Below are 21064 nucleotides of genomic sequence, written 5' to 3'. Positions count from 1 at the left end.
TTGCGAGACAAGTGCGTGCTTTGCTCCATTGCTCATGAAGCATCCCGCCCTATTGAGCGACAATCCAAAAACGCGGTCTCCCGAAGGCCTCAGGTAAGGCTGGAACGGAAGAGCATTGTTCAAAAAAATGAGCAATGGTCCCCGTACTTAATAGGTGCGGGGACCATTGCGGCGAAGGCAGTTCAACCTTCAAATGCTCCTATAAAATCCTGACGTACCACACGACCTGCACAGCGAAGTAACTCGTAACCCCCAAGTTCAACGCACCAGAATTTTTTTAGTTCGGCATTACCCTTATGCCGGACTTCTCCCAGGAGGTCCAGGGTGAACAGACGTCATTGGAGCAGACCTTAAAACGCGCCTGTTGGTACATCTCCTCGTCGCCGGATTCAGTATTTGGCAGGGATCTCGACGGGTTGAAGGTCTTGCTTCCCGCTTGATGGAAATTCCATGTTCCATTGTAGCCGCCAGCATGATCACTGGTGGCTCCGTCGGATTCATAATACCTTTGCTGCCAATGGATGGTGCGATTTTCTTTGCACTTAATGTGCAATGGGAACTTCACCTGCTTGACGCCTGCAGAATTGAAACCATTATGTTCAGGCCTGTGCGGGGTGACGCTACATCCCCATTCTGTCGTCGTGGCCTGCGCTGGTTGAGCGAGAATCGTCGGGACGGTCACTGCTGCAACGGACACGGCCGCAACCGTGGCCGCTGCCCGCGAGGTAGAGACTACCTTCCTACGAAAAGCTCGAATATCAAACATATTTATTCGCCTGCTATCCTTGAATAAATTTGACCCCGGGTGATTTCTTCGTGATGGACATAAGCTGAGCTTGTGCAGCCTGGTGCTTACCGGTGAACAGGGTTTCGTCAAGCCTTGCCCTATTTTGGAAATTGGATTCTTTGCAAAATACGAGCCGCGATAATAATGGCCCTGCACTTCCAGTAAAAAACTGTCGTAACCCTCCTCTCGAAGCGTTGAATGACATGTTTGTTTATTGCATTCATCCGGACTTTAAAACCATCCGGCGTAAATTCATTCTGGTAGTTTGATCCGATTCTCACGTCCACCTGCAGGTTGACTTATGACGTACATCCCGAGTGGTACCAAGGGGTCGACCGATGGCAGGGCGTCGCCACTGTTCGGTGCGCGCGGGGAGTCCGAGGTCCTATAAATGATTTCAATATCTTGGGTGGGGGATGGCGAGGGCTTCGAGTCGATGACGATCATGGTTTTTATGGCCAGGCAGAGAACTCCTGAGAGGCGGGTCAGCGTCCAGTCGTAAAGGTTGCCGGAACCACTGATCCCCTTCCCCTATCGGCGAAGAAGGGGCGGACCAGCAGACCATAGGTGGATGACCGGCCTAGCTGGAGGGCATCCTGTTCGTGACCGGGAACAGTGTCGCCTGGAAGAAACTGACGTCCGAGCTAAGCGTCAGGCCCGGGATCACCTGCTGGCGCAGGCTACGGGCCTGACATAAGTCGGCGTGTCGGAGAAGTTCTACTACGCCATGCTCGAGCAATTCGGCCAGAACGGCCCGATCGACTGGCTAAGGGTGGGCCTGAACTTGGTGAGCGTGCGAGTAAAAAAGAGGGCCGGGCGGGTCAGGCTAGTGACTGCGTCAACCACCCGTCTCGCAGCGCAAGGGATTATGAGGCGGTCGGGTGGTGAGGCAGTCCCGGGGTGAATTGACGTGATCATGGGAGTCGTTTCGGGGGTATGAAAGTTGCGTGAGAGCCCCGGACAGCGATCGCTTATGGGTCAGGGGCGGTGTCGTGGCCTCCTGGTGAATGGACAGCTGTGGCGACTTTGTGACATGTGAAGTAGGGCGGGCCATAACGATCGCGCCTTGTCCGGTAGGGGTTCCGGGACCTTTTCTGTTCCCGCGGGGACACTGAAGGTACGGGCCGAGTGGAGAGCGCTTCGATCCCGTGGAGAGGTACCGATCGCAGTCCCCCGGGGTTCGGGGGGCCGCTACCGCCAGGGAGCCCTCGTGAGACAAGGTGCTCCTTGTGTCTGAGAACCACATAGATTCACGCCGTGGGACCGCCGCCGGGCCCTGTTCTGGGCTCTCGGCGTGTGCTGCTCTCGGTGTCCAGCACGGAGGGTCCCATTATGTTCCCTGTTCATCGACTCGTCGGCGCGGGTGCTGTCCTGGTGATCGGCCTGCTCGCCCCGACGGCCTCCGGGGCTGCGGCGGAAGCAGATCCACAGCAGTGGCCCCCGCCCAGCACCCATGGGGAGTTCCGCGCTCTTCCCGCCTCGTTTTCGGAACCTTGGACCTTTCCAGCGTGTGGGTCCGAGGTGACGCGTTCGATCGGGGACATCGACACCACCCAATACCGTGCGCTGGTCACCGCCGAGGGCGACACCGTGGTGGAGTACCGGGGTGTGGCTACGGTGGACCTCACCCGGGCCTCCGACGGGGCGAGGCTGGAGGAGTTGGCCCTGACCGAGTCGGGGTTCGAGACCTACTCCGCTGACGGGAGAAGCGTGACCTACGACTGGCCCGGCACGTGGGTGGTGGTGGCCTTCGACGAGGCCGAGGCCGCGGCCTTCGCCGAGGCGGGGTTGCCCGAGGCGTTCGTATATCTGTCCGGGCGCCTGACCGAGACCGTGACCTTCGCCGCCGCGCCCCAGCCCGGAGGAGAGCTGCCAGCGGTGGTCTCGGCGGAGATCCTGGAGAATTCCACCGAGTACGTCTTCGACCTGTGCGACCTGCTCGACCAAGCAGCCGAGACCACGACGGAGGAGGCGACCTCCGGCACCTCGGCGCCCTGATCCGCTCCATCGCTACCCGGTGCGATGGGCCATCTCGGGGGGCGAGCAAGCAGAGCTGGGGGAGGACCGGGCGACCGGTCCTCCCCTCGCGTGGTGTTGCTAGTTCTGGGCGGCGGAGTAGGCGTGGCGGATGTGCTGGTGGATGCGGCCGCGGTCGGACACCTGGTGGCCGTTGGCTTTGGCCCAGGCGCGGATTCTCGCGGTGTCCGGGTCGCTGCCCGCGGGGCGGGCGCGGGTGCTGCGAGGGCCTCCACCGCGGGTGGTCTTGCCGCCGGCGGCGGCGTAGGGGCGCAGTACCTCGCGCAGCCTTTCGGCGTTGGTAGTGGAGAGGTCAATCTCGTAATCCTTGCCGTCCAGAGCGAAGGTGAGGGTGCGGTCGGCGGGGCCGCCGCCGAGGTGGTCCTCAAGGCGTACTTCAACCTTCTGGGCCATGGGTGAGGGGGCCTGTCGGGTGAGCGGGTCGTAGAACAGGGCTGTACTGGCGTACGGGGGGTCAGGAATCGTCGGTGGTGTCATCGCCGGCCGGGTCCTCCCGGGAAGCGGCGGCGTCGATGTTCGCCGCCGGTTCCGCCGCCTCAGTGAGCGGAGAGGTTTTGGCGCGGTTGCCGGTGATGACAGTGCCCTCTTCGCTCAGGTCCACGCAGAGCATTCCTTCCTCCATGAACGGCTTCCACCTCCTGGTGACCGTGGTGTCGATGCCGTAGTTCTGGGTGAAGGCGGTGGCCGAGACAATGGCCTGGCCGGGGCCGCGCTTGGAGCCGTTGCGCACCGCATAGGCGTGCGGGGAGGAATCGTCGGCGGCGCGTAGCGCCATGACTTTCCGGTCACGGTCGTGGAGCAGCTCCACCGTCTCGGCGTTGTCCACCAGGTCGTGAGCGGCTTTGTTCAGCGAGATCACGCCGCGCTTTTGGATGGTGACACTGGGCGCCTTGGCCAGCGGAGTCATCCTCTTGTCAAACACCTCGAATGGCATAGGCCCTCCTGTAATCGTCGGATGCGCCACATTGTATGCATCGCATTCATGGCACCGTATGCATGCATTATCTCGAGGCCCGCGCAGCGATGCGTTTTGGTAGGCATGGGCTGCGAGACGTCTCGTCGAACTGTTTTGTGCCCGCACTGTTAACTGCAGCGAGAAGTGACGGTGGTCTGACGGAGCTAAATGGCGGCATCGAGGTCATGTGGCTCGATCGGAGTCGTCGGGCCGGTCGGGCTCGAGGCGCGCGACGGGTTGACCGGTCTTGGGTGGGCGTCCCTCGGCCGGGGCCCTGGCCGAGCGCCTGGAAATCCTCCACACCCCTAAGCATGGGTCCTGGCTGAACATCGCCGATGTCGAGCTCTCCGCCCTGACTCACCAATGCCTGAATCGGCGCATCGACGACCTCGCGGTTCTCAACCGCGAGCTCACCGCCTGGCAGAACCTCACCAGTGCCGGGCAACGGCACGTGAACTGGCACTTCATCACCAGCGACGCCCGCACCCGCCACCCATACCCCCACCTATTGGACGCAACGGCCCACTAGAAGCCCCGGAGGATCACGTTCCAGTAGTCCTGGGGGAGAACCTCGAGGTCGAAGAACCAGGAGGCGCGGTTTGGGGCCAGCAGCGGCACGCCGGGGATGCTGGGCGCCAGTTCGTTGTCCCGGTCGAACTCGGCCAGCACGGCCCGGCCCCGCTGCACCGTCACGGGGGTCACGGTGTACCCGTTGTAGGAGGCCGTGGGCTCCCGGCCATCACGGGTGGCCAGGAGGTTCTCGGTGAGGACCTTCGTCTGGTGGCGCAGTGCCCCGCCGGAGGAGGTGGTCTCCAGTGCGGCCGCGTCCCCGCAGGCCCACACGGTGGGCACACGGCGGTGGCGCAGGGTCTGTGCATCCACGTCCGCGTAGCCGTCCCAAGCGGTGCCCGGGCCCAGTGCGGCACCCAGTCCCGCGTCGGCGATCCAGGCCGGGGCCCGATGGACGGGGCAGTGGTGCAGCAGGTCGTAGGACAGGTCCCGGGGCGTCCCGTCGACCGTGGCCCGTAGGCGGCGGGAGCCGGCGTCGATCGACTGCACGTGGGCGCTCGTCAGGACCGTGATGCCGTAGCGCTGGACCCAGGGCTGCAGCACCCGGTCCACGTCCGGCTGGCCGAACACGGTGGCGGTGGGCGTCAGCAGGGTCACCTCGATGTCCTGCAGGACACCCTGGCGCTGCCAGTAGTTGCAGGCCAGGTAGAGGATCTTTTGCCCGATCTGCGGCGTGGGTGCCGGTCCGTCCGGGATGGTGAACAGCGCCCGGCCGTGGTGCATCCCGCGGATCAGCTCCCAGGTCTTGGGGGCCAGCTCCACGGTGTAGTTGGTCGAGGCGTGCGGGCCGGCCATCGCCTCGGCACTGCCGGGGACGCGGTCCCAGTCCGGGGTGGAGCCCGCGCAGATCACGACGTCGCGGTAGCCGATGTGCTCGCCGGAGGACAGCGTGACCGTCCGTGCCGCCGGATCCAGTGCCTGGACACGGTCCTGGATCCATCGCACGCCGCGGGGCATCACGCGGTGCTGAGCTCGGGACATCTGCTGCACGGTCTTCAGTCCGGCGCCCACGTAGGAGAGCATCGGCCGGTAGTGGTGCGTGGACTTCGGCTCCGCGATCACAATATCCGTGATGCCCTTGCGGCGCAGTCGTGCGGCCAGGGAGATCCCGGCATTGCCGCCGCCGATCACGAGGACATCAGTGGAGTGGTCCGAGGGTGTGATGGTCATCGTGACTCCGTGGGGTAAGGACGGCTCTACGGCCCCGGCAGGGGCCGCCCGACCATTCGACCACGAGCCGCGGCGCCCAACCCCAAGCGGGAGACATCCGAGGATTAAGAGGCTTTCTGGACGTCCATGTCGAGAAACTTGCCAGTTAGGACAGTTGGGAGACGGAGCGATGCCGGTGCCGATCCCGCAAAGAGTCCCGGACGAAGTGGCGTCTTGTATCCCATGGGTTATGAGCCAGTACGGTTACGAGACTTAAGTATTGCAGGCCCTTGATATTCTCAGATGCCGGTTCTTGGTCTGCGGATCAGCACGGAGGTCGTAGTCGTCTTGGTTCTCATGTGTCGGGAGTGAGGCAGCGCCGGGGCAGTCCCCGGGTTGATTATCTAGACCACCGCACGGTGGCACTATCTTTCCGGCATTTCTGACCCCTGGTGATGGTGCTCTGGTGGACGGGGTTGCGGGCACCGTCGGTGTCATGCCTGGGGCGGGTGCGTCTCCGGGTGCAGATCACGGCTGTACGGGATTCGGGCCCGCGGGACCAGTTGGTTGGTTGCCTGCACCAGGGTGTCTCGGTGGTGGGGCGGCAGGTGCAGGGCGTGGTGCAGGTAGGCGTCGATCTCCAGTTCGGCGATCTCACCGCCCAGGTGCACGTATGCCGCCCATAGGTGGTGCACGCTCAGTCCGGTATTGCTGATCGTGGTGCGCATCAGGCGAGCTTGTACTGTGGCGATTGCCCGATCGTCCATGGCAGTCCTCTGCGGAGATTTTCCACCCGCTGTCACCAGCGTCTCGGTGCCGGCCCCTATGGGGTGTTCGCCGTCGCGGGTGCGGCGTTCAATAGCTCTTCCCCTCCCACCAGTTCACCTTTGCTGGTGGTGGCGGTTGTTCCCCCGTCCGCGCCGGGTCCTGACAGTCATGACCCCAGGGACGCGGTGCCAGGGGGCGGAAGCAGGCACGATGCCGTCATGCCGATCCCGCTTCCGCCGTGGGCGGCAACCAGCCTCCCCGACCCGGTGACAGACAAGCGCCGTAAGTTCTGTTGAACCAGGCAAGGGGCCGCCTCGGGTTCTCCGAATTTCTCACCAGTGGGACCCGTCCTCATAGTAAGAATATCCCCTTGACCGAGACTCATCGAAAGACATCTCAATTAATTCCTGAATTCCCCCGAAAGGAGCCGATTACGCTGATGGCCTGAGGACGCGGGCCGGCCAATTCTCAGGAGCAAATGATGATATCAGTCAACAAAGTGGCCGTCGTGCTGGTCGCGTTCGCTTCCACGCTCACCGTGCTGGATGCCGCCACGTGGGCCACGACCGGACACTTCTCCGTCGTCATGCAGTCGGACCCCTCGATGCTGGGGTGGATTTTCCGGCTCGTCTTCATGGCAGCGAGTGTGGGAATCATCGTGGTGCTGGTGCACAACGGGTCGGTGATCGACGCCGGCCGCAGGTCACGGACGGTGCTGCGCCTGCTGATCATCGCGGCCTCGGCTGCCTACCTGGCCTTCGACACTGCGTGGGCGATACCCGGTGTGGACGTAGGTGAGCTCCGGCAGGACCGAGGGGGCAGCTTCCCGTGGTGGTTCACCATCTCGACTATCTTCATCGGAGGGATAGGACTGATCGCTCCGGCGGTGTTGGGCATCACCATGCTCGTGCAAAAGGATCGCTCACCGGCGGCTTTGCTGTTGAGCGCCGCCGTGGCCGTTTACGCCGTTTCATACCTGGCGTTGGCCGCTCTCGGGAGCCCGTGGGCCAACCCGGCCTACGCCGGGGTGGTCATGAATTTCGAGCTCGTTCTGCTGGGCGCCGGCCGGCCTCGGAGAGCTCGCACCGCGAACACGGAGTAGTCATGAATTGAGGCCCACCTGTACCGCAAGCCAAGGGTTGCTCGACGTCTTGGTTGCGAGACTTGAGCCGGCACGAAGAAAGGCGGAACCTGGTGCCGGCTTGGAGTGCGCGACCCTGCCGCGATGTCAGGAAGGCCTCACAGGGTCAGGGTCTCGTGACACTCCGGAGGTGGACGTGCTCGAGCACGATGGAAAGCGGGGCGTGACGGCGCCGCACGCGTCATGGGAGCTGGGAGCGGCCCTGGCCGATCATTCCGTGCCGGTGAACGACCGTGACGGGGTGGTGGTGGCCCAGTTCCTGCGCATGGCCGCTGATGCGTGGGCGGCCGCGAAGACCGAGGAAGCCACCGATCGAGCCTTGGAGCGAGTGAGGTTCTTGCGCCTGCTGGAACTCGGGGCCGGCGTTGCACTGCACGATGCCGTGGAGGACGCCCGGGGGAGCGGGGCCTCGTGGGTCGGCGTTGGGTGGGAGTTGAACCCTTCCCGGCAGAGTGCCTATGAACGATTCTTCGACTGACACTGCATTTGCTGAGGGTCGCCGACAGATGAGACCGAGTCTTAGGAACTTTCGGCGCTTTGGCACGTCTCGCAGGTCAAGGGTTGTTAGACGTTCTGGTTGTGAGACATTTTGACGGGTGGCTCGACCATGGTTTGAGTGCTGGTGTGCGGTGATGGACAAGCTTTGGGTGAGGGATGGCGGCTGTGCGGTTGGTGCTGTACCCGCGGCGGGATGTGGGGGTTATCCACTCACCGGTCAGTTTTTGTGATCGTGCCGGGCGAAAGTGGCGGGTGCCGTGGCTATCCAAAGCCCGGGGCCTGGTCCTGGTGGTGTCCTGCCGTCTGGACGAACCAGGGGGAGAGTCCAAGAATGGGTGCAGTAGTTGTCGGCGGGGGCGGCCGTCGCCTGCGGCTCTCGTGGGTCAGGTGATGATCGAGGTGTGTCGTGCACGCGATAGTTGTCGGGGCGGGTATCGCAGGACTTGTCGTTGCCCGCCAGCTCGGGTTGGCCGGCTGGGACGTCGAGGTCTTGGAAAGATCTTCCGCGCCCCGTCTGGACGGGTACATGATGGACTTTTTCGGCCCCGGGGTCGAAGCCGCGGAGAGGGTTGGGCTCTACCCGCGCTTGGCGGCGGTCGCTCACGACATTGAAGCGGTTGAGTACGTCGACGGTCAGATGCGTCCGAGGGCGCGTATCGACTATGACCAGTTCGCCCGGTTGGCCGGTGAGAAGGTGTTGAGTTTGCTGCGTCCGGACATGGAGCGCGCGGCCCTGGACGCCCTCGACGATGTCGCTCCTGGCCGTGTGCAGCTGCGCTACGGTGCGCGGGTCTGTGGTGCGTGGACCGACGACGACGGTGCCGGCGTCACTGTCGATGGCTCACCCGAGGCGGTGTTCAGAGCGGACCTCGTCATTGGCGCCGACGGGGTCCATTCCCAGGTGCGGCACCACGTGTTCGGGTCCGAGGAGAACTACCTGCGCCCCTTGGGTATGCGCGCCGCAGCCTTCATCGCGACCGATCCCGCCCTCAACGCCCGCTTCCGGGACCGCTTTGTGCTCACCGACACGGTTGACCGGATGGCCGGCCTGTACAGTCTGCGCACCGACGAGGTGGCGGCTTTCCTCGTCTACCGCGACGCCAACACGGCCGAGGGGCCGGAGCGGGCTGAAGGTACCCAGGAGCGGCTGCGCCGAGAGTTCACCGGTCTGGGTGAGGCTGTGGACAGGTTGCTCGAGTTGTGCCCGCAGCACCCCTACGACGACGTCGTCGCCCAAACCATCATGCCTTGCTGGCACAAGGGGAGAGCTGTTCTGGTCGGGGACGCCGGCGGGGCGGTCTCCCTCCTGGCTGGGCAGGGCGGGTCTCTCGCGATCGCCGGGGCCGCCCTGCTGGGTGACCTCCTCGGGCCGGTGGACTCTGCGGCGGGGGTCGGCCCGGCTCTGGCGGAGTTCGAGCGACGCTGGCACCCGGTGGTGGAGGTGGCGCAGGCATCGGGCCGACGCGCGGCGGCCTCGTTCCTTCCCGCCAACCGCGCCCAACTGCTCCTGCGCCGCTGGATCATACGCTCGACACACCTGCCCGGCATCGACCGGCTGGTGTCCCGCCGGATCGTGGGCAGGATCGCCAAGTAGAACCCCGTGCACCATGCACCGTCCGGCGTCACTGGCTGCCCCCCGCCCGAGCGTTGCCGGAGCCCGGGACAGAGCGACAGAGACCCTGCCGGTGGGTCAGGCTTCGTCGGCGCTGTCGTCAGTAGAGGTGTCCGTGGCGGTGGTGCTCGCTGTGTTGGCGAGGATGAGGTTTTTGGTGCGGTTGCCGGTCAACGGAAGTCGGGGCGGTCCCGTCGTACGACCTGTCCACACCCGGCTGTAGCCTGCGGAAATGACCACTGCTCAGACAGTCGCCGAATGGCTCATCGGGAAAATCCGCGCCGAGGGCACGTTGTACCAGGAGGAGACTGTCTACCTCATCGAGCAACAGTTCGGCTCGGACTGGGTCTACGACAACATCAATGGGAACCCTGCCATCCAGCAGACCGTGCTCAAACTCTTTCGCACGATCCATGGTGGTGCGATCCAGTGGGACAACTCCGAACGGTGCTGGACCGTCTCCCCGGGCTAGCCCGAACCCGGCCGGTCTCGACCACGTGACGACGAGTAGTCTCTAAACGTCGGGATGCGAGACGTCTCGCTGACCTTTTCGTGTCCTCGTATGACTGCAGGAGATAAGTGGCGGCGTCCAAGTGCTCGGGCGCCTTCTTCAGGGCCGTGGCTTTGAGGACGTCATCCTCCAGGGTGGGAGGCGGCTGTGGGGAGACTCTGCAACGGTCGTCCCTGTCATGCGGGAGTCCGCGTTCTGGCCCCCCGAGGTCCGTTTGAGAAGATTTCGCCGTTGCCGAAGCCGAGAGTTCGGCGTGCGGGTCCAGGACGGATCGGTCCAGGGGTGTGTCGGCGGGTCAGGCCGAGCAGCGCTCCTGCAGGTCCCGGGCCTTCCGTACGACGCTGATCAGTGACTCATCGCCTTGTCGGAAGCCCTCGACGGCGTCACGGAGATCGGTGAGCTCTCCGGAGAGCTCGGCCGGGGCTGTTCTGGCGATCTCGTCGATTTCGACCAGCAGTCCCAGCGGGTCTTGGCGCAACTGGTCGGGTGCTGTGCGCACCGTGTCCAGGACCCGGGCGCAGGCTTCGTCGACGGTGCCGGCGGAGGCTTCGCCGGCGGGTCCGGTGGAGGCTGCCGAGCTCACCGGTGCCTGCGCCGCGGTCTGCTCCGGTTCGGGCTGGCGGTCGGCGAAGGAGCAGCCGGTGAGGGTCAGCAGCACGGCGGTCACGGCCACCGCTCGGGCCGCGGCGGATCGGGTGGCATGCAGTGTCGGCACGGATGGTTTCCTGTTCGGATCGGGGAACGCGGGCCTCGGGCCCGAAGCGTTCACCCTACTCGAGGTGTGTTCCGACAGCTGTCGGCCGTGAGGGGGCCGTTCGCTCGAAGGTGGGGGACGTGAATACTCCCGCTGGTGCGGAAGGGTTGCTCAGGGTGCGATCGGCCCTTCCCAAGGTGATGGGTGAGACCTGGCGGCGAATCTTGTTCTCGGTGGCACAGGGCTCCTGGCCGTGTGCGCACCGTGTGGAACAGCTCGCCCTGGCGAGGGCGCTTTCGGTGAGCAGGACGGCACCAGCCTAGGGATCGCGGGGGTGGGACTTCCCTGAGAAGCGCCGGCCTCAAGGGGTGCCGCGGCAGTGTCGCCGGTGTGCGCTGTAGTCAGGCGAGCATGGCCAGGGCCTCGGTGATCCTGTCGCACAGTGCCCGTGCTTGGTCGGGGGTGAAGGCGTCGTGACCGATCTGCAGGAGGGGCCCGTCGGGGTGGGCGTAGGTGCCGTCAACGGTGGTGATGATCTCCCAGGAATCCAGCAGGACCACGGGGGCCGGCCCTGCGATGGACCACGCGGGGAGTTCCCGGTAGTTGGTGAGCGTCTGGGGATCGGTGACTTCCTGGTGGGTGGCCCAGGAGGGGCGGGGGACAAGAGCTGTGTGCTCGCTCATGGGCGGTGCCTTTCAAACGGGGGGACCCCCATGATCGCGGATGCAAACCTTCTGGTCTGGTATGTGACAACCAACCCCAACACCCCGGAAGGGGGTGAGCTGATTGCTGTCGTGCCGGAACTGAGCGCCGGACCTGGGCGAGGCGGGCGTTGATGGTGCCCTGCGCGTCGGGGAGGTGTCCAATCAACTGCACCAGGCATTCCCCGAGTCGCCCAAGATCTGGTGGAGGTCCTGGGTGCCGCTGGTTCTGTAGCCGAGCCCGGAACAGCCGGCTTCCGGGAGTGATGCGTCCACTGGGGCGGGGACGGGCAGCGGCGGAAAAGACCGTGGAGACGGTGGTTTCTCCCTGGCACCCCGTCACAAATAGGGTTCGAGGGCCCCTGAACCGTTCTGACACCTGGCGTGCTGGGTGTTGTGGGAGCGTGCGTGTCACGCTGGTGCGCAGAAGCTGCGGTGTCCTGGTCGACAGGCCGTCAGGGCTGGTGCCGGCCGCAGGGGGCGCCCATCGGAGTGCGCCATGGGTGATCGCATCCGTGCGGGGGCGTGGGAGGAAACGCTTCTCGCCCGGGGCAGGAGGGCGCTGCTGTGAACGAGGCGGGCGATGGGCCTGTAGGGGCCGGTGCGTGGGTGCTGGGCCATCTGCGCATCAGTGGCCTCCCGACAACGCGGCCGTTTCGGGTGCCGTGCATGACACCGCCCGTGTACGGATCGGTGTTGCATCGGCCCTACCGCACAGTCCGGCGGTGCTGCTGGTACCACTCGGTGGACTGGAATGAGGCAACCACCGTGGCCGACGCTGCCCTGCGGGGTGCCTTGGCCCAGCTGGCCGCCCGGCAGGGGCGGCGGCCGGAGTTGGGGGTGGTGGTCGAGCGGAACCTGCCGCGGCACTGTCCGGGGCACCTCCAGGAGGCGGTGATGGGCCTGGTCTGGCGGCACCCCATCGTGGCTTCCACGGAGGCGATCACCGACGGTGTCCACCGGCTCACGGCCATGCGCCAGCAAGGAGTCAAGAGCACCCCGGCACTGATCCCGGCTCGTGCCGGACAACGGCTCTCGGAGATCCCCGGGGCCTACCCGCACCAACACCTCAGCTAAGACGTGTCCGGTACGCGGTGGTGGGTGCAGCCGCGGACGGGAAACCCCGGTGTCGTCATCATGGCCAAGCAGGGCGTGTGAGCTGGTCAAAATCGGCCGGCCAACCGCATGCTGTCCTCACGGCACGTCGAAGGAGATGCCCATGCCACCCCTGGTGCCCGCCGTGGCTTCCACCGGCCCGGGCCCGTCCGTGACTGTCATGCTGGTCCTCGGTGGGGTCCTGGCCGTGGTGTGCGTAGTGATCCTGTTGCGTCTCTACCGCCCGAAACGCCTCGATGACCGCACCCGGGCCCGTCGCGGGGTTAGCGCTGAGGGCTTCACCGCGGCACTGGAAGGTTCCGGCGACGCGCACTCCCACGGCGGCTTCGACAGCGGAAGTGGAGGCTTAGAGGGCGGCAGCTTCGACGGCGGTGGTGGGGGTGGTGGCCCATGCTGATCACAGGCCGGCGGGAACGGGGCTGATGATGTTCGACCTCACTAACCTTCAAGTTCTTGCCCTCGTCCTGCCCGTGCTGGGCTACCCGGTGCTGATCACCGTCGGACTCCTCGTGGAGACACCGATCCTGCGGCGGGAACCGGCCACAGCCCGGCGCCGCACGGCAGCGGTCACTCTGGCGCTTCTTTCGCTGCTCGCCGCGGCCCCGTTGCTGATCATGGGCCCGGCACTGGGTGCCTTCGCGGTGTTGCTGCTGGGTGGTCTGGTGATCCCGGCGGCGCTGACCCTGGTGCGCCTGCGGCAACGACCGCAGGCGTAGACGACTTCGTGACCGCAGCGCCTCCTTGGGCCGACAGTCCGTGTGGATCAGGGCAGGCCTGGTGGAGCGGGTACAGGGAGGTGACGTGTCCTGCTGCTATCAGAGCCGGTTCCCGTGGAAAGCGTCCGCGACCGCCCGCCAACAGCGGGTGCTCTGGCCGGGTCTCCATGACAGAAGCGCCCCGGGGCCGGGGGACGGCCGGGGGCGCTTCCTGGTCCAGTACGGGGGTGCCAGACCGCCCAGCAAGGGGGTTGCTGGGGTGGGTGCCGTCGGAGTCCTCAACAGTTCATGGGACCATCGGCGGAAACAGGTCTATGACTACGCATTTTACGCCGAGCACCTGGACCTGGGCCGGTTCCAGGGGTAACGAAAGTGCTCCATCGCTCTCACCCGGTGGCGCCTGCCCTGCCCGGGGACTCCCCACGCCCCGCCCCACACCCAGCGGATGTGCGACAGTCCTTGATGAGACACCCCCAAAGAACGCCTCAGGCGCTGGGATCTGTCGGGGGCGCCTCGTACGGCGGGGATGCCGTCTCAGGGGTGCAAAGGGTGTCTTCGTGCCCTGTCCCGGGGTGGGGTCGGGTTGGTGGGTAGGAGGTGTTGGGGTGGTGGGCTTGGAGCTCGGTGCTGTACGGCGCCTGGGGCGGGGGCAGGCGGGCGATCAAGAGGTTCGCGGCATGGGCGAGCAGATCCCGTTGGGCGCGGGGAAGCTTCAGCGAGTTGTGCAGATAAGCCTCGATTTCCACGCTGTGAGCGGCACCACCTAAGTGCAGGTAGAACGGCCACAGTTGCTCGAGCGTGATCCCTGCCCGTGTCAGGGCCTGGTGCAGTAGCCGGGCTTGTTCCTCTCCCCACGGGTCATCCATGGGCTGATCCTACGTTCGCGCTGATGCACCACTGTGCCCTGGCATGGGCGGGCGTGTTCGTGCACCCGTCCTGCACCGGTCCGTGCTTCGTCGTGCCCGGTGTCCCGGTGTCGCGCGCCGGGGTGGCTTCGGGGTGCTGCGGTCGAGGCCATGGCCGGGGACCGGGTTCACCGGGGGTCACTGCGCGACGGGGGTGGCGGGGGCCTTGGCGGTGTATCTGATACTCGCGGACGTCGAGCAGTCGGCGGGCTCCCATTCCGTTTGTTCCGTCCTCACGGATCCAGATGAGTCCCAGCTCAGCCGCCAGGATCTCCACGGTGCCCGAGTAGTGCAGCACTTCCTGGGCCCAGGCGTTCACCTGGTCACCGGGCACCAGCTCAGCCGGTGGGGTGGTGGATGGGGGTGCTGGCTCCCCGGTGTTGGTGCTTGTCATGGTGGTGTGGCCCTTCACGACCGCCGCAAGAACAGTGGTGAGTCTTTATCCTGGCGGATTCATCGCCGCTCGTCCCCCTGTCGGCTGGGTTTTCGTGCCTACCACCGCACGTCAGCACTTCATTGCGGCGCACATGGACTTGTGTGAGCGACCGCAGGGTGAGCTCGTCGAGGAGCCAGCTGTCATGGCCTTCATACCTAGATAGATACGGATGGTGGGCGGCAGCCACCTTGAAGCCCTCCTGCTCAGGTGCAGCTGCCCGCCCATGGTGAAGCCCCCGTGCTGCGCGAGCACGGGGGCCCTTTCTCCTCCGTGTCGCCGGGACCTGCTGTGACATCGAGGTGGCGACGAGCCAGAGACTACGCACCCCGCCCACCGAGGTAGGACAACCACGCCGACGGGAACGTGTCTGGACAGGGTCGGGTTCCGTACTGGAGACCCAGAGTTGGTGTGCCTCACTCAGCCAGCGAGAGGAACCCGGATCTCGAACCAGGCCTGCAACCACCGCTGCAAGTCCTCGGCGTCCCAGTCCGGGGCATTGACCACCAGCGCATCATGGGCGTCACGGTAGACGGCGGTGACACCGTCCTGGACGGCCAGTTCGGTAACCATGTGGTCCACCAGCTGTGAGTGGCTGGTGGCGATGTCGGCGCGCAGACCGACGTCGAAGAACTCGGGTTCGGCCACAACCACCACGGGCGGATCCGGTGGCGCAGTCTCGTGCGGATTTTCCCGCAGGGCCTCGATCACGGCCGCTGCGTACTCGGTGAGCTCGGAGGCGCGTAGGGACCTCTCTGCGCGCTTGAGCCTGACCACGCCGACCATGGGCAGGGTGGGAACGAAGATCTGGTGTCCGGCCCCGGTGAGCACCGGGTAGTGGTGCAGATGGTGGGACGGGTCCTCTGGTGAGCCCAGCCGCCAGGCCGCGTTGGGGGCGCCGGTGGTGATGACGAGAGTGAGATAGGAGACGAGGCCGTCTAGCAGAGTGAACATCGTGGCCGAGGGCACTCTCATCCCGGTCACGGTGTGGCGGGCCCAGGAGGGCCACATCTGCCGGGGTTCCACCGGGGTGTCACCTGCCGGGTCCGCGGCCAACTCCGCGCGCCGGTCGGTGACCCATTGCCACAACGGGGTCAAGGAGCCCGGGGTGGCATCGAGCATTGCAGACGGGTCGATCCCGTGGCTGGTGAGCTCGGCGCGCAGGCCTTCCAGGGCGGTGGGGCGTTCGGTGAGGAACTCGCCCAGGGCGGCGGCGGCCTGGGCGTGGGTCATGCGCCGGTAGTGGGTCATCGGCATGGCTTGAGGTCCTAGAAAAGAGCGGGCTCAGTGGTGGGGAATCGGCCACGGTGGTGGAAGCAGCGACCCCGGGGTCCATGGCCTCCACCGTAGTGAGACCGCTACCGCTGACGGGTTCGTGACGGGGGAAAACCTGAATGAGACCGGTGTCGTGGCGCCAACGCCCCTCATCAACTCCGGAGGTGGGACCCCGGCATGATGAGGTCGGTCGGTCGGGGGACAAAGAGGGCACCGGGTCCCTTGATCCGTTGCCCACCAGAGGCCCGGCTCCGTGGGGAGGGAACGGGGGAAGCATCCTTGCCCGGGGAGGACAGAGATGCTCCGGCAGGCCAAGGGGTGATCCGGGGCGGGTTTCGCTGTCCCCCCAGGGACATGTGTCGCAGCGAAGCCGCCGACGGCACCCTGGCGCCTGCTGCTTCCGACTCTACTGTCCGGTAAATGCGGGAGGGCTCTCGGGTGCGTGGCTACATGTGGGGACGACACGACAGCGCCCCACTCTGATGGGGGGTATTGAACCTATGGGAGACGAAAGTGCATTCCGGTGACGGTCGCGCACCTGCTCCTTCCGCCTCAACCAGGATGCTCTTGGTGTGCTGAGGGCGCAGGCTCAGGAGTGCTCGAAGGTGTCCGCAGCTGGCACCGCGGAAGCGACATCCGCGTCAGCTTCAGCGACATCTGCGTCCTCGGCTGCTTCTGCCGGGTTGGGGCCTGCGGTGGTCTTGGTGCGGTTGCCGGTGATGACGGTGCCCTCGATGCTGAGGTCCACGCACAGCATGCCGTCCTCAACGAAAGGCTTCCATCGACTCGTGGCAGTGGTGTCGATGCTGTAGTGCTGCGTAAAAGCGGTAGCAGAGATGATGGCCTGCCCGGGGCCCCGCTTGGAACCGTTGCGGACTGCATAGGCGTGGGGGGAGGCGTCATCTGTGGCCCGCACTGCCATGACCTGCCGGCCGCGGTCGTAGAGCAACTCCACAGTCTCAGCGCTATCGATCAGATCATGAGCGGCCTTGTTCAGCGAGATCACCCCGCGCTTCTGGACAGTGACACTGGGGGTCTTCGCCAGTGGAGTCATTCTCTTATCGAACACTTCGAACGGCATGGTGCCCTCTAAATAGGGCGGATAATTCAGCAGTGTGCATCGTATTCATTGGAGGGGTTGCATGTATGACTGCTGACCGTCAGTAGTGCAACGTCTTGGAAGGCAAGGGATGCAAGACGTCTCGTCGGAAAATTTTCGCCCGCATGTTCCCGCGGTCCAGCCTGTCTCGTAGCTATGTTCTTTATCTGTCACCCTAGAATCGGATACTTAACGTTGGTTGCGAGACAGATGGGGTGGACGTGGGGAAGATGATCGGCTATGCGCGGGTGTCGACACGGCAGCAGGACGCGGACCGTCAAGTGTCTGACCTCCTGGGTGCCGGCGTGCGGCGCGATGACATCTATGTCGACAGTGGAGTGTCTGGAGGCCGTGCGTCGCGTCCGCAGTTCGACCGAGCGGTGGCCGCGCTCGAAGAGGGCGACACGCTGGTCATCACCACGCTGGACCGACTGGGACGCTCGACGCAGAACATGCTGGCCTTCGCCGAAACGCTGCGGGCGAGGGGAGCGGGGCTAAGGGTGCTCAACCTCGGTGGAGGAGACGTGGACACCGCCACCCCGATGGGCTCGATGGTGTTCACCGTCATGGCCGCCCTGGCCCAGATGGAACTGGAGATCAAACGGGAACGGATCACCGACTCGGTGGCCAAGCGCCGGGCCGCCGGCAAGGACCTCGGCGGACGGCGCCAGACCTTCACCGACTCTCAGATCCGCAACGCGCTGCGGCTGATCGAGTCCGGGGAGCCGGCCACCCAGGTCGCCCGCGACCTCGGGATGTCCAGGGCGACCCCGTATCGGCGGATCCGGGAACTTCCCATGCCGACAACCGTGTGAGCCAATGGTTGTCGGCAGATTGAGTGAGGCGTCGCCTTCCTCACCGCCTTCGTTCCCATCGTGGGCGCCCTGGTCGCCGGAACACTGGCCGCGCTGGTGGCGCTGGTGACCAACGGCCCGGCCGCAGCGCTGATCGTCGTGCTGATCGTAGTGGTCGTCAATCACCTTGAGGGCTATTTCCTGCACCCGGTGGTCATGGGTCACACCCTGCGTCTGCACGGTCTGGTGGTGCTGCTAGCTGTAAGAGGGCATGACGTTATTGACTCGGGCCGGGACTCGGGAGGCCGGGGTCGCCGGAGCGGTCCTGGCCGTGCCGCTGACCGCCGTGGCCTGGGCGGTGCTGCAGGTCTGGACCACTCGTTACCAGGCAGGGGAGGACCCGGTGCTGGGGCCTGATCCCGTCTCCCCGAAGGAGAGTCCGGCTAACCAAGTCAGCCGGCTGAACCGCCGCCGATACCAGCGCATGCGCGGCCAAACCCGTCCCGCGCCCTGGGCCACGCCTCCAACCCCGCGCATGCCCTCCCACACCCCGACCTCGCCCTGACCTTCCATGGCACCGTCCACTTATTGGGCGGCCACAGCCGGCAGGACAGGTTGGTGTGAGGCGTCGTGGGAAGTGGCCCCGACAGGGCCCCGGCCCACCAATGGACCTGGCTGACGAGATCGTTCTCGGGGACCAGCAGATGGGCTGGTCCGGGAACGGCAGATCGTCATGCCGAAGCCGATCATCGACGTCGTCCTGCAATCGGAGCGGAGCTGCGTCACGGTCGGCGGGCAAGCGAATAAGGGTGCCCCCGGCGGTACGCTCAGGCGATGGGCAACGTCTCCGGTCAACTGTTCAGCGACGAGATGCACGACGAGTTCGGCACCTGGATGCTGGGGTACACACCGTACGGCGGCGGCGACCACGGTGACGTCGCCGCAGTGGCTGCAGCGGTGGGCGACGGCGACGACGGCGCGTTCTACGGCGCCTGGGTCACCGCCGGTGACCGGGCCGTGGCAGAAGCGGAGGCCGCAGCCTCTGCCGGGCGCCGCTCAAGCGCCGAAGATCTGTACCTGCGGGCCAGCGCCTTCTACGCCAGTGCCTATCATCCGCTGTACGGCGCGCCGGTCGACCCCCGGTTGCTGCACGCCTACCGGGCGCAGATGCAGGCCTTCGACCGGGGCATGGCGCTGCGCGTCGTTCCGGTGCCACGAGACGAGGTCATTCTCACGGACCCGGTCCACGATTCGGTCCGCATGCCCGTCTACCTCATTCCCGCCCCCGGCCACGAGACCGAGGTCCGGCCGTTGCTGATCCTCGTGAACGGCTACGACGCCACCATCACGGACGTCTACTTCGCCTCCGCGGTTGCCGCATTGCGCCGCGGATACCACTGCCTCTTGTTCGACGGGCCCGGACAGGGCGGGGTCCTCTACGAGCAGGGAGTGCCGTTACGGCCTGACTGGGAGGTGGTCGTCTCGGCCCTGATCGATCACGCACTGGGCTCCCCGATCGTGGACCCCGACCGCATCGCGGTGAGCGGCTGGAGCCTGGGCGGCTACCTCGCCCCGCGCGCGGCATCCGGAGACCCCCGGATCGCTGCGTGCATCGCCGACCCGGGCCAGTGGGATCTGGGTGAGAACATCCGCGACTTCGTGCACCGGTTCGGGGCGACACCGGAGGAGGCCGCGGATCCGCGTCTGATCAGTGACGCCCTGCTGGAGCGGATCACCGCAGCCGTGCGCGCCAACCCCAAGCTGACGTGGGGAATTCTCCAGCGCGGTTTCTGGGTCAACGGTGTCAGCGACATGCGCGGTTTCCTCGAGAAGACCGCGCAGTTCACCCTCCGCGACCGGATCGTCGACATCCATTGCCCGGTGTTGCTGACCAGGGCGGAGAACGATCCTCTCGCGGCGGGGGTCGAGCGGTTCGCGGCCGCATTGTCGGCCCCGGCCACGGTCGTCGACTTCAGCGCGGCTGAAGGAGCGGGCGAGCACTGCGAGATGATGAACCGCTCCCTGCTCAACCGCCGGGTGCTCGACTGGCTCGACGACATCCTGAAGTCGCGACGATAGGCGTACTGCCCTGGACCATGAGTAGCGTCGGCTTGAGCCCAGGGACGAAGTCGAGGGCACCCGAGGAATCGTTTCAACTCTCTGGGCCCGGCGAATGTCCTGCGCGAGTTGCTGCCACTGCCTCTTGGTGTGCGGCGCTGTGTGCGTCTTCGACGCTCTGGCCAGTGCGGCCGCGGCCCGGAGACCCCGTGGTCGTCGGCCGTACGGCCATGACCTGCCGGTCCGATCGTTGGTCAGCTCCACCGTCTCAGCACTGCTCGTCAGGTCGTGCGCGGCCTGGTTCAGCGCGACGACGCTCTACCTTCGAAAGCTGGCACTTGGTCTCTTGGGCCGAGGGCATTGTGCATGTTGCACACCTCGAACGACACCGTTCCGCCGTCGAGCACAAATGCTGATAATCGCTCCTACCGCAGTTATGACATTTATCGCTTCCCCTCGTGTCGGGCGACCCCTATCGGCTGGATGCTCACCGAGTCCCGGCGGGCTCGCGGCCAGTCCAGCCGCCTGCTGCCCGTGCTGAGCATCGCTGCAGGCTCAAGATGCGTAACCCATGAGGTCCTGGTGCGTGGTGGTCAGCGTTCAGGGTTGGGCGTGAAGGTGTGGCCCAGGGCGGTGGAGACCTCGGCGAAGATGCGCGTGGCCGGCGAAAGACAGGGCAAGGTCTTGGGGTCATCGGCCAGCACCGGGGACTCGGGGCAGTCCCCGGAGGCGATGTCGCTGTTGACCTGCACGACCACGGTGGTGTCGCTGGTGGTGTCGTAGTAGACGGTGGTGTTGTAGCCGGGCAGCTCCCCGGTGTGCCCGACCCAGCCGTCGATGCACCCGAAGCCCAGCCCGTAGCCGGACTCGGCGGGCTGGAACGACGTGAGGCGCTCCCGCTGGGCGTCGTCGCCCAGCAGCCCGTGCCCGGTGCCCACGGCCCGGCCGAAGACCAGCAGGTCGTCCACGTCCGAGATCAGGGCCCCGGCGGTGAACCCCCAGGAGGGGTTCCAGTGGGTGGCGTCGGCCGGGGCCTCCGGGGTCGCGGTGTCGCCCTGGAGGGTGAAGCCCTGGGCGTAGGGGGCGGGCAGCTCGGTGGACTCCCCGGGCCACACGGTCTCGTCGAGCTCGAGCGGGTCGAAGATCTGCTCCTCCAGCACCTCCTCGACCGTCCGGCCGGTGACCTGCTCGATGACCAGGCCCAGCAGGATGTAGTTGGTGTTGGAGTAGTCGAACTGCTCACCG

General features: G+C 65.7%; 21 protein-coding genes. 10 read left to right on the top strand and 11 right to left on the bottom strand.

Features of this window, described 5'->3' with window-relative positions; genetic code table 11:
* Positions 1–277: 277 nt before the first annotated feature.
* Complete coding sequence (locus ACFYE3_RS06090) at positions 278–697, bottom strand: hypothetical protein (protein WP_387607042.1); 420 nt, start codon at positions 695–697, stop codon at positions 278–280.
* 1611 nt (positions 698–2308) lie between these two features.
* On the opposite strand from ACFYE3_RS06090, the gene ACFYE3_RS06085 reads away from it, so the two are divergent.
* The gene (locus tag ACFYE3_RS06085) at positions 2309–2785 is read left to right on the top strand and encodes a hypothetical protein (protein ID WP_387607040.1); all 477 of its coding nucleotides are present in this window, start codon (positions 2309–2311) and stop codon (positions 2783–2785) included.
* 99 nt (positions 2786–2884) lie between these two features.
* Here ACFYE3_RS06085 and ACFYE3_RS06080 read toward each other — a convergent pair whose 3' ends face one another.
* The 4 genes from ACFYE3_RS06080 to ACFYE3_RS06065 all read right to left on the bottom strand — a co-directional run bounded on the left by ACFYE3_RS06080 (position 2885) and on the right by ACFYE3_RS06065 (position 6265).
* Entirely contained in the window at positions 2885–3217 is a 333-nt protein-coding gene (locus tag ACFYE3_RS06080) for a histone-like nucleoid-structuring protein Lsr2 (protein ID WP_387607907.1), read from the bottom strand.
* A 61-nt stretch (positions 3218–3278) separates the two neighbouring features.
* Positions 3279–3758 carry a hypothetical protein gene (locus ACFYE3_RS06075; protein WP_387607038.1) on the bottom strand — a complete coding sequence of 160 codons (480 nt, stop codon included), beginning with the start codon at positions 3756–3758 and terminating at the stop codon, positions 3279–3281.
* A gap of 546 nt (positions 3759–4304) precedes the next feature.
* A complete protein-coding gene (locus ACFYE3_RS06070) occupies positions 4305–5519 on the bottom strand; it encodes an NAD(P)/FAD-dependent oxidoreductase (protein WP_387607036.1) in 1215 nt (404 codons plus the stop codon).
* A gap of 473 nt (positions 5520–5992) precedes the next feature.
* Positions 5993–6265: a hypothetical protein gene (locus tag ACFYE3_RS06065; protein WP_387607034.1), complete on the bottom strand. Its 273-nt coding sequence runs from the start codon at positions 6263–6265 to the stop codon at positions 5993–5995.
* A 500-nt stretch (positions 6266–6765) separates the two neighbouring features.
* On the opposite strand from ACFYE3_RS06065, the gene ACFYE3_RS06060 reads away from it, so the two are divergent.
* The 4 genes from ACFYE3_RS06060 (at position 6766) to ACFYE3_RS06045 (ending at position 9989) form a co-directional block, all read left to right on the top strand.
* A complete protein-coding gene (locus tag ACFYE3_RS06060) occupies positions 6766–7368 on the top strand; it encodes a hypothetical protein (protein WP_387607032.1) in 603 nt (200 codons plus the stop codon).
* A 169-nt stretch (positions 7369–7537) separates the two neighbouring features.
* A complete protein-coding gene (locus tag ACFYE3_RS06055) occupies positions 7538–7885 on the top strand; it encodes a hypothetical protein (RefSeq protein WP_387607031.1) in 348 nt (115 codons plus the stop codon).
* A gap of 426 nt (positions 7886–8311) precedes the next feature.
* Positions 8312–9499: an FAD-dependent monooxygenase gene (locus tag ACFYE3_RS06050; RefSeq protein WP_387607028.1), complete on the top strand. Its 1188-nt coding sequence runs from the start codon at positions 8312–8314 to the stop codon at positions 9497–9499.
* Positions 9500–9749: 250 nt separating this feature from the next.
* Complete coding sequence (locus tag ACFYE3_RS06045; RefSeq protein ID WP_387607026.1) at positions 9750–9989, top strand: DUF6953 family protein; 240 nt, start codon at positions 9750–9752, stop codon at positions 9987–9989.
* A 334-nt stretch (positions 9990–10323) separates the two neighbouring features.
* On the opposite strand, the gene ACFYE3_RS06040 is transcribed toward ACFYE3_RS06045, so the two are convergent.
* The gene (locus tag ACFYE3_RS06040) at positions 10324–10743 is read right to left on the bottom strand and encodes a hypothetical protein (protein ID WP_387607023.1); all 420 of its coding nucleotides are present in this window, start codon (positions 10741–10743) and stop codon (positions 10324–10326) included.
* A 380-nt stretch (positions 10744–11123) separates the two neighbouring features.
* The gene (locus tag ACFYE3_RS06035; RefSeq protein WP_387607021.1) at positions 11124–11405 is read right to left on the bottom strand and encodes a hypothetical protein; all 282 of its coding nucleotides are present in this window, start codon (positions 11403–11405) and stop codon (positions 11124–11126) included.
* Positions 11406–12191: 786 nt separating this feature from the next.
* Here ACFYE3_RS06035 and ACFYE3_RS06030 point away from each other — a divergent pair.
* Both ACFYE3_RS06030 and ACFYE3_RS06025 read left to right on the top strand, forming a co-directional pair.
* Entirely contained in the window at positions 12192–12500 is a 309-nt protein-coding gene (locus ACFYE3_RS06030) for a hypothetical protein (protein ID WP_387607020.1), read from the top strand.
* 461 nt (positions 12501–12961) lie between these two features.
* On the top strand, positions 12962–13255 hold the full coding sequence (locus tag ACFYE3_RS06025) for a hypothetical protein (protein WP_387607018.1): 294 nt from the start codon (positions 12962–12964) through the stop codon (positions 13253–13255).
* 485 nt (positions 13256–13740) lie between these two features.
* Here the strand turns inward: ACFYE3_RS06025 and ACFYE3_RS06020 are convergent, their stop codons facing one another.
* The 3 genes from ACFYE3_RS06020 to ACFYE3_RS06010 all read right to left on the bottom strand — a co-directional run bounded on the left by ACFYE3_RS06020 (position 13741) and on the right by ACFYE3_RS06010 (position 16949).
* Positions 13741–14121, bottom strand: a complete 381-nt coding sequence (locus ACFYE3_RS06020; protein WP_387607017.1) for a hypothetical protein — start codon at positions 14119–14121, stop codon at positions 13741–13743.
* Between the two features lie 892 nt (positions 14122–15013).
* On the bottom strand, positions 15014–15850 hold the full coding sequence (locus ACFYE3_RS06015) for a hypothetical protein (protein ID WP_387607016.1): 837 nt from the start codon (positions 15848–15850) through the stop codon (positions 15014–15016).
* Positions 15851–16457: 607 nt separating this feature from the next.
* On the bottom strand, positions 16458–16949 hold the full coding sequence (locus ACFYE3_RS06010; RefSeq protein ID WP_387607015.1) for a hypothetical protein: 492 nt from the start codon (positions 16947–16949) through the stop codon (positions 16458–16460).
* Positions 16950–17188: 239 nt separating this feature from the next.
* Here ACFYE3_RS06010 and ACFYE3_RS06005 point away from each other — a divergent pair, with 239 nt between their 5' ends.
* The 3 genes from ACFYE3_RS06005 (at position 17189) to ACFYE3_RS05995 (ending at position 19840) form a co-directional block, all read left to right on the top strand.
* Positions 17189–17782, top strand: coding sequence for a recombinase family protein (locus tag ACFYE3_RS06005; RefSeq protein ID WP_387806079.1), 594 nt, complete (start codon positions 17189–17191; stop codon positions 17780–17782).
* Positions 17783–17842: 60 nt separating this feature from the next.
* Positions 17843–18178: an AI-2E family transporter gene (locus ACFYE3_RS06000; RefSeq protein WP_387607012.1), complete on the top strand. Its 336-nt coding sequence runs from the start codon at positions 17843–17845 to the stop codon at positions 18176–18178.
* Between the two features lie 417 nt (positions 18179–18595).
* Positions 18596–19840, top strand: coding sequence for an alpha/beta hydrolase family protein (locus tag ACFYE3_RS05995; RefSeq protein ID WP_387607010.1), 1245 nt, complete (start codon positions 18596–18598; stop codon positions 19838–19840).
* Between the two features lie 572 nt (positions 19841–20412).
* Here the strand turns inward: ACFYE3_RS05995 and ACFYE3_RS05990 are convergent.
* On the bottom strand, positions 20413–21064 hold a 652-nt coding region (locus ACFYE3_RS05990; RefSeq protein ID WP_387607008.1), incomplete at its 5' end, for a serine hydrolase domain-containing protein.

Origin of the sequence: Kocuria arenosa (assembly GCF_042879215.1) — a bacterium.
Taxonomy (GTDB): domain Bacteria; phylum Actinomycetota; class Actinomycetes; order Actinomycetales; family Micrococcaceae; genus Kocuria; species Kocuria arenosa.
The sequence above is the reverse complement of the archived record's forward strand: the minus strand, read 5'-3'. Positions and strand labels throughout refer to the sequence as shown.

Bases quoted from the DNA above. Each gene is read 5' to 3' on its own strand.
- ACFYE3_RS06080 (WP_387607907.1), bottom strand. From the start codon at position 3,217: ATGGCCCAGAAGGTTGAAGTACGCCTTGAGGACCACCTCGGCGGCGGC.
- ACFYE3_RS06075 (WP_387607038.1), bottom strand. From the start codon at position 3,758: ATGCCATTCGAGGTGTTTGACAAGAGGATGACTCCGCTGGCCAAGGCG.
- ACFYE3_RS06070 (WP_387607036.1), bottom strand. From the start codon at position 5,519: ATGACCATCACACCCTCGGACCACTCCACTGATGTCCTCGTGATCGGC.
- ACFYE3_RS06065 (WP_387607034.1), bottom strand. From the start codon at position 6,265: ATGGACGATCGGGCAATCGCCACAGTACAAGCTCGCCTGATGCGCACC.
- ACFYE3_RS06045 (WP_387607026.1), top strand. From the start codon at position 9,750: ATGACCACTGCTCAGACAGTCGCCGAATGGCTCATCGGGAAAATCCGC.
- ACFYE3_RS06035 (WP_387607021.1), bottom strand. From the start codon at position 11,405: ATGAGCGAGCACACAGCTCTTGTCCCCCGCCCCTCCTGGGCCACCCAC.
- ACFYE3_RS06025 (WP_387607018.1), top strand. From the start codon at position 12,962: ATGATGTTCGACCTCACTAACCTTCAAGTTCTTGCCCTCGTCCTGCCC.
- ACFYE3_RS06020 (WP_387607017.1), bottom strand. From the start codon at position 14,121: ATGGATGACCCGTGGGGAGAGGAACAAGCCCGGCTACTGCACCAGGCC.
- ACFYE3_RS06015 (WP_387607016.1), bottom strand. From the start codon at position 15,850: ATGCCGATGACCCACTACCGGCGCATGACCCACGCCCAGGCCGCCGCC.
- ACFYE3_RS06010 (WP_387607015.1), bottom strand. From the start codon at position 16,949: ATGCCGTTCGAAGTGTTCGATAAGAGAATGACTCCACTGGCGAAGACC.
- ACFYE3_RS05995 (WP_387607010.1), top strand. From the start codon at position 18,596: ATGGGCAACGTCTCCGGTCAACTGTTCAGCGACGAGATGCACGACGAG.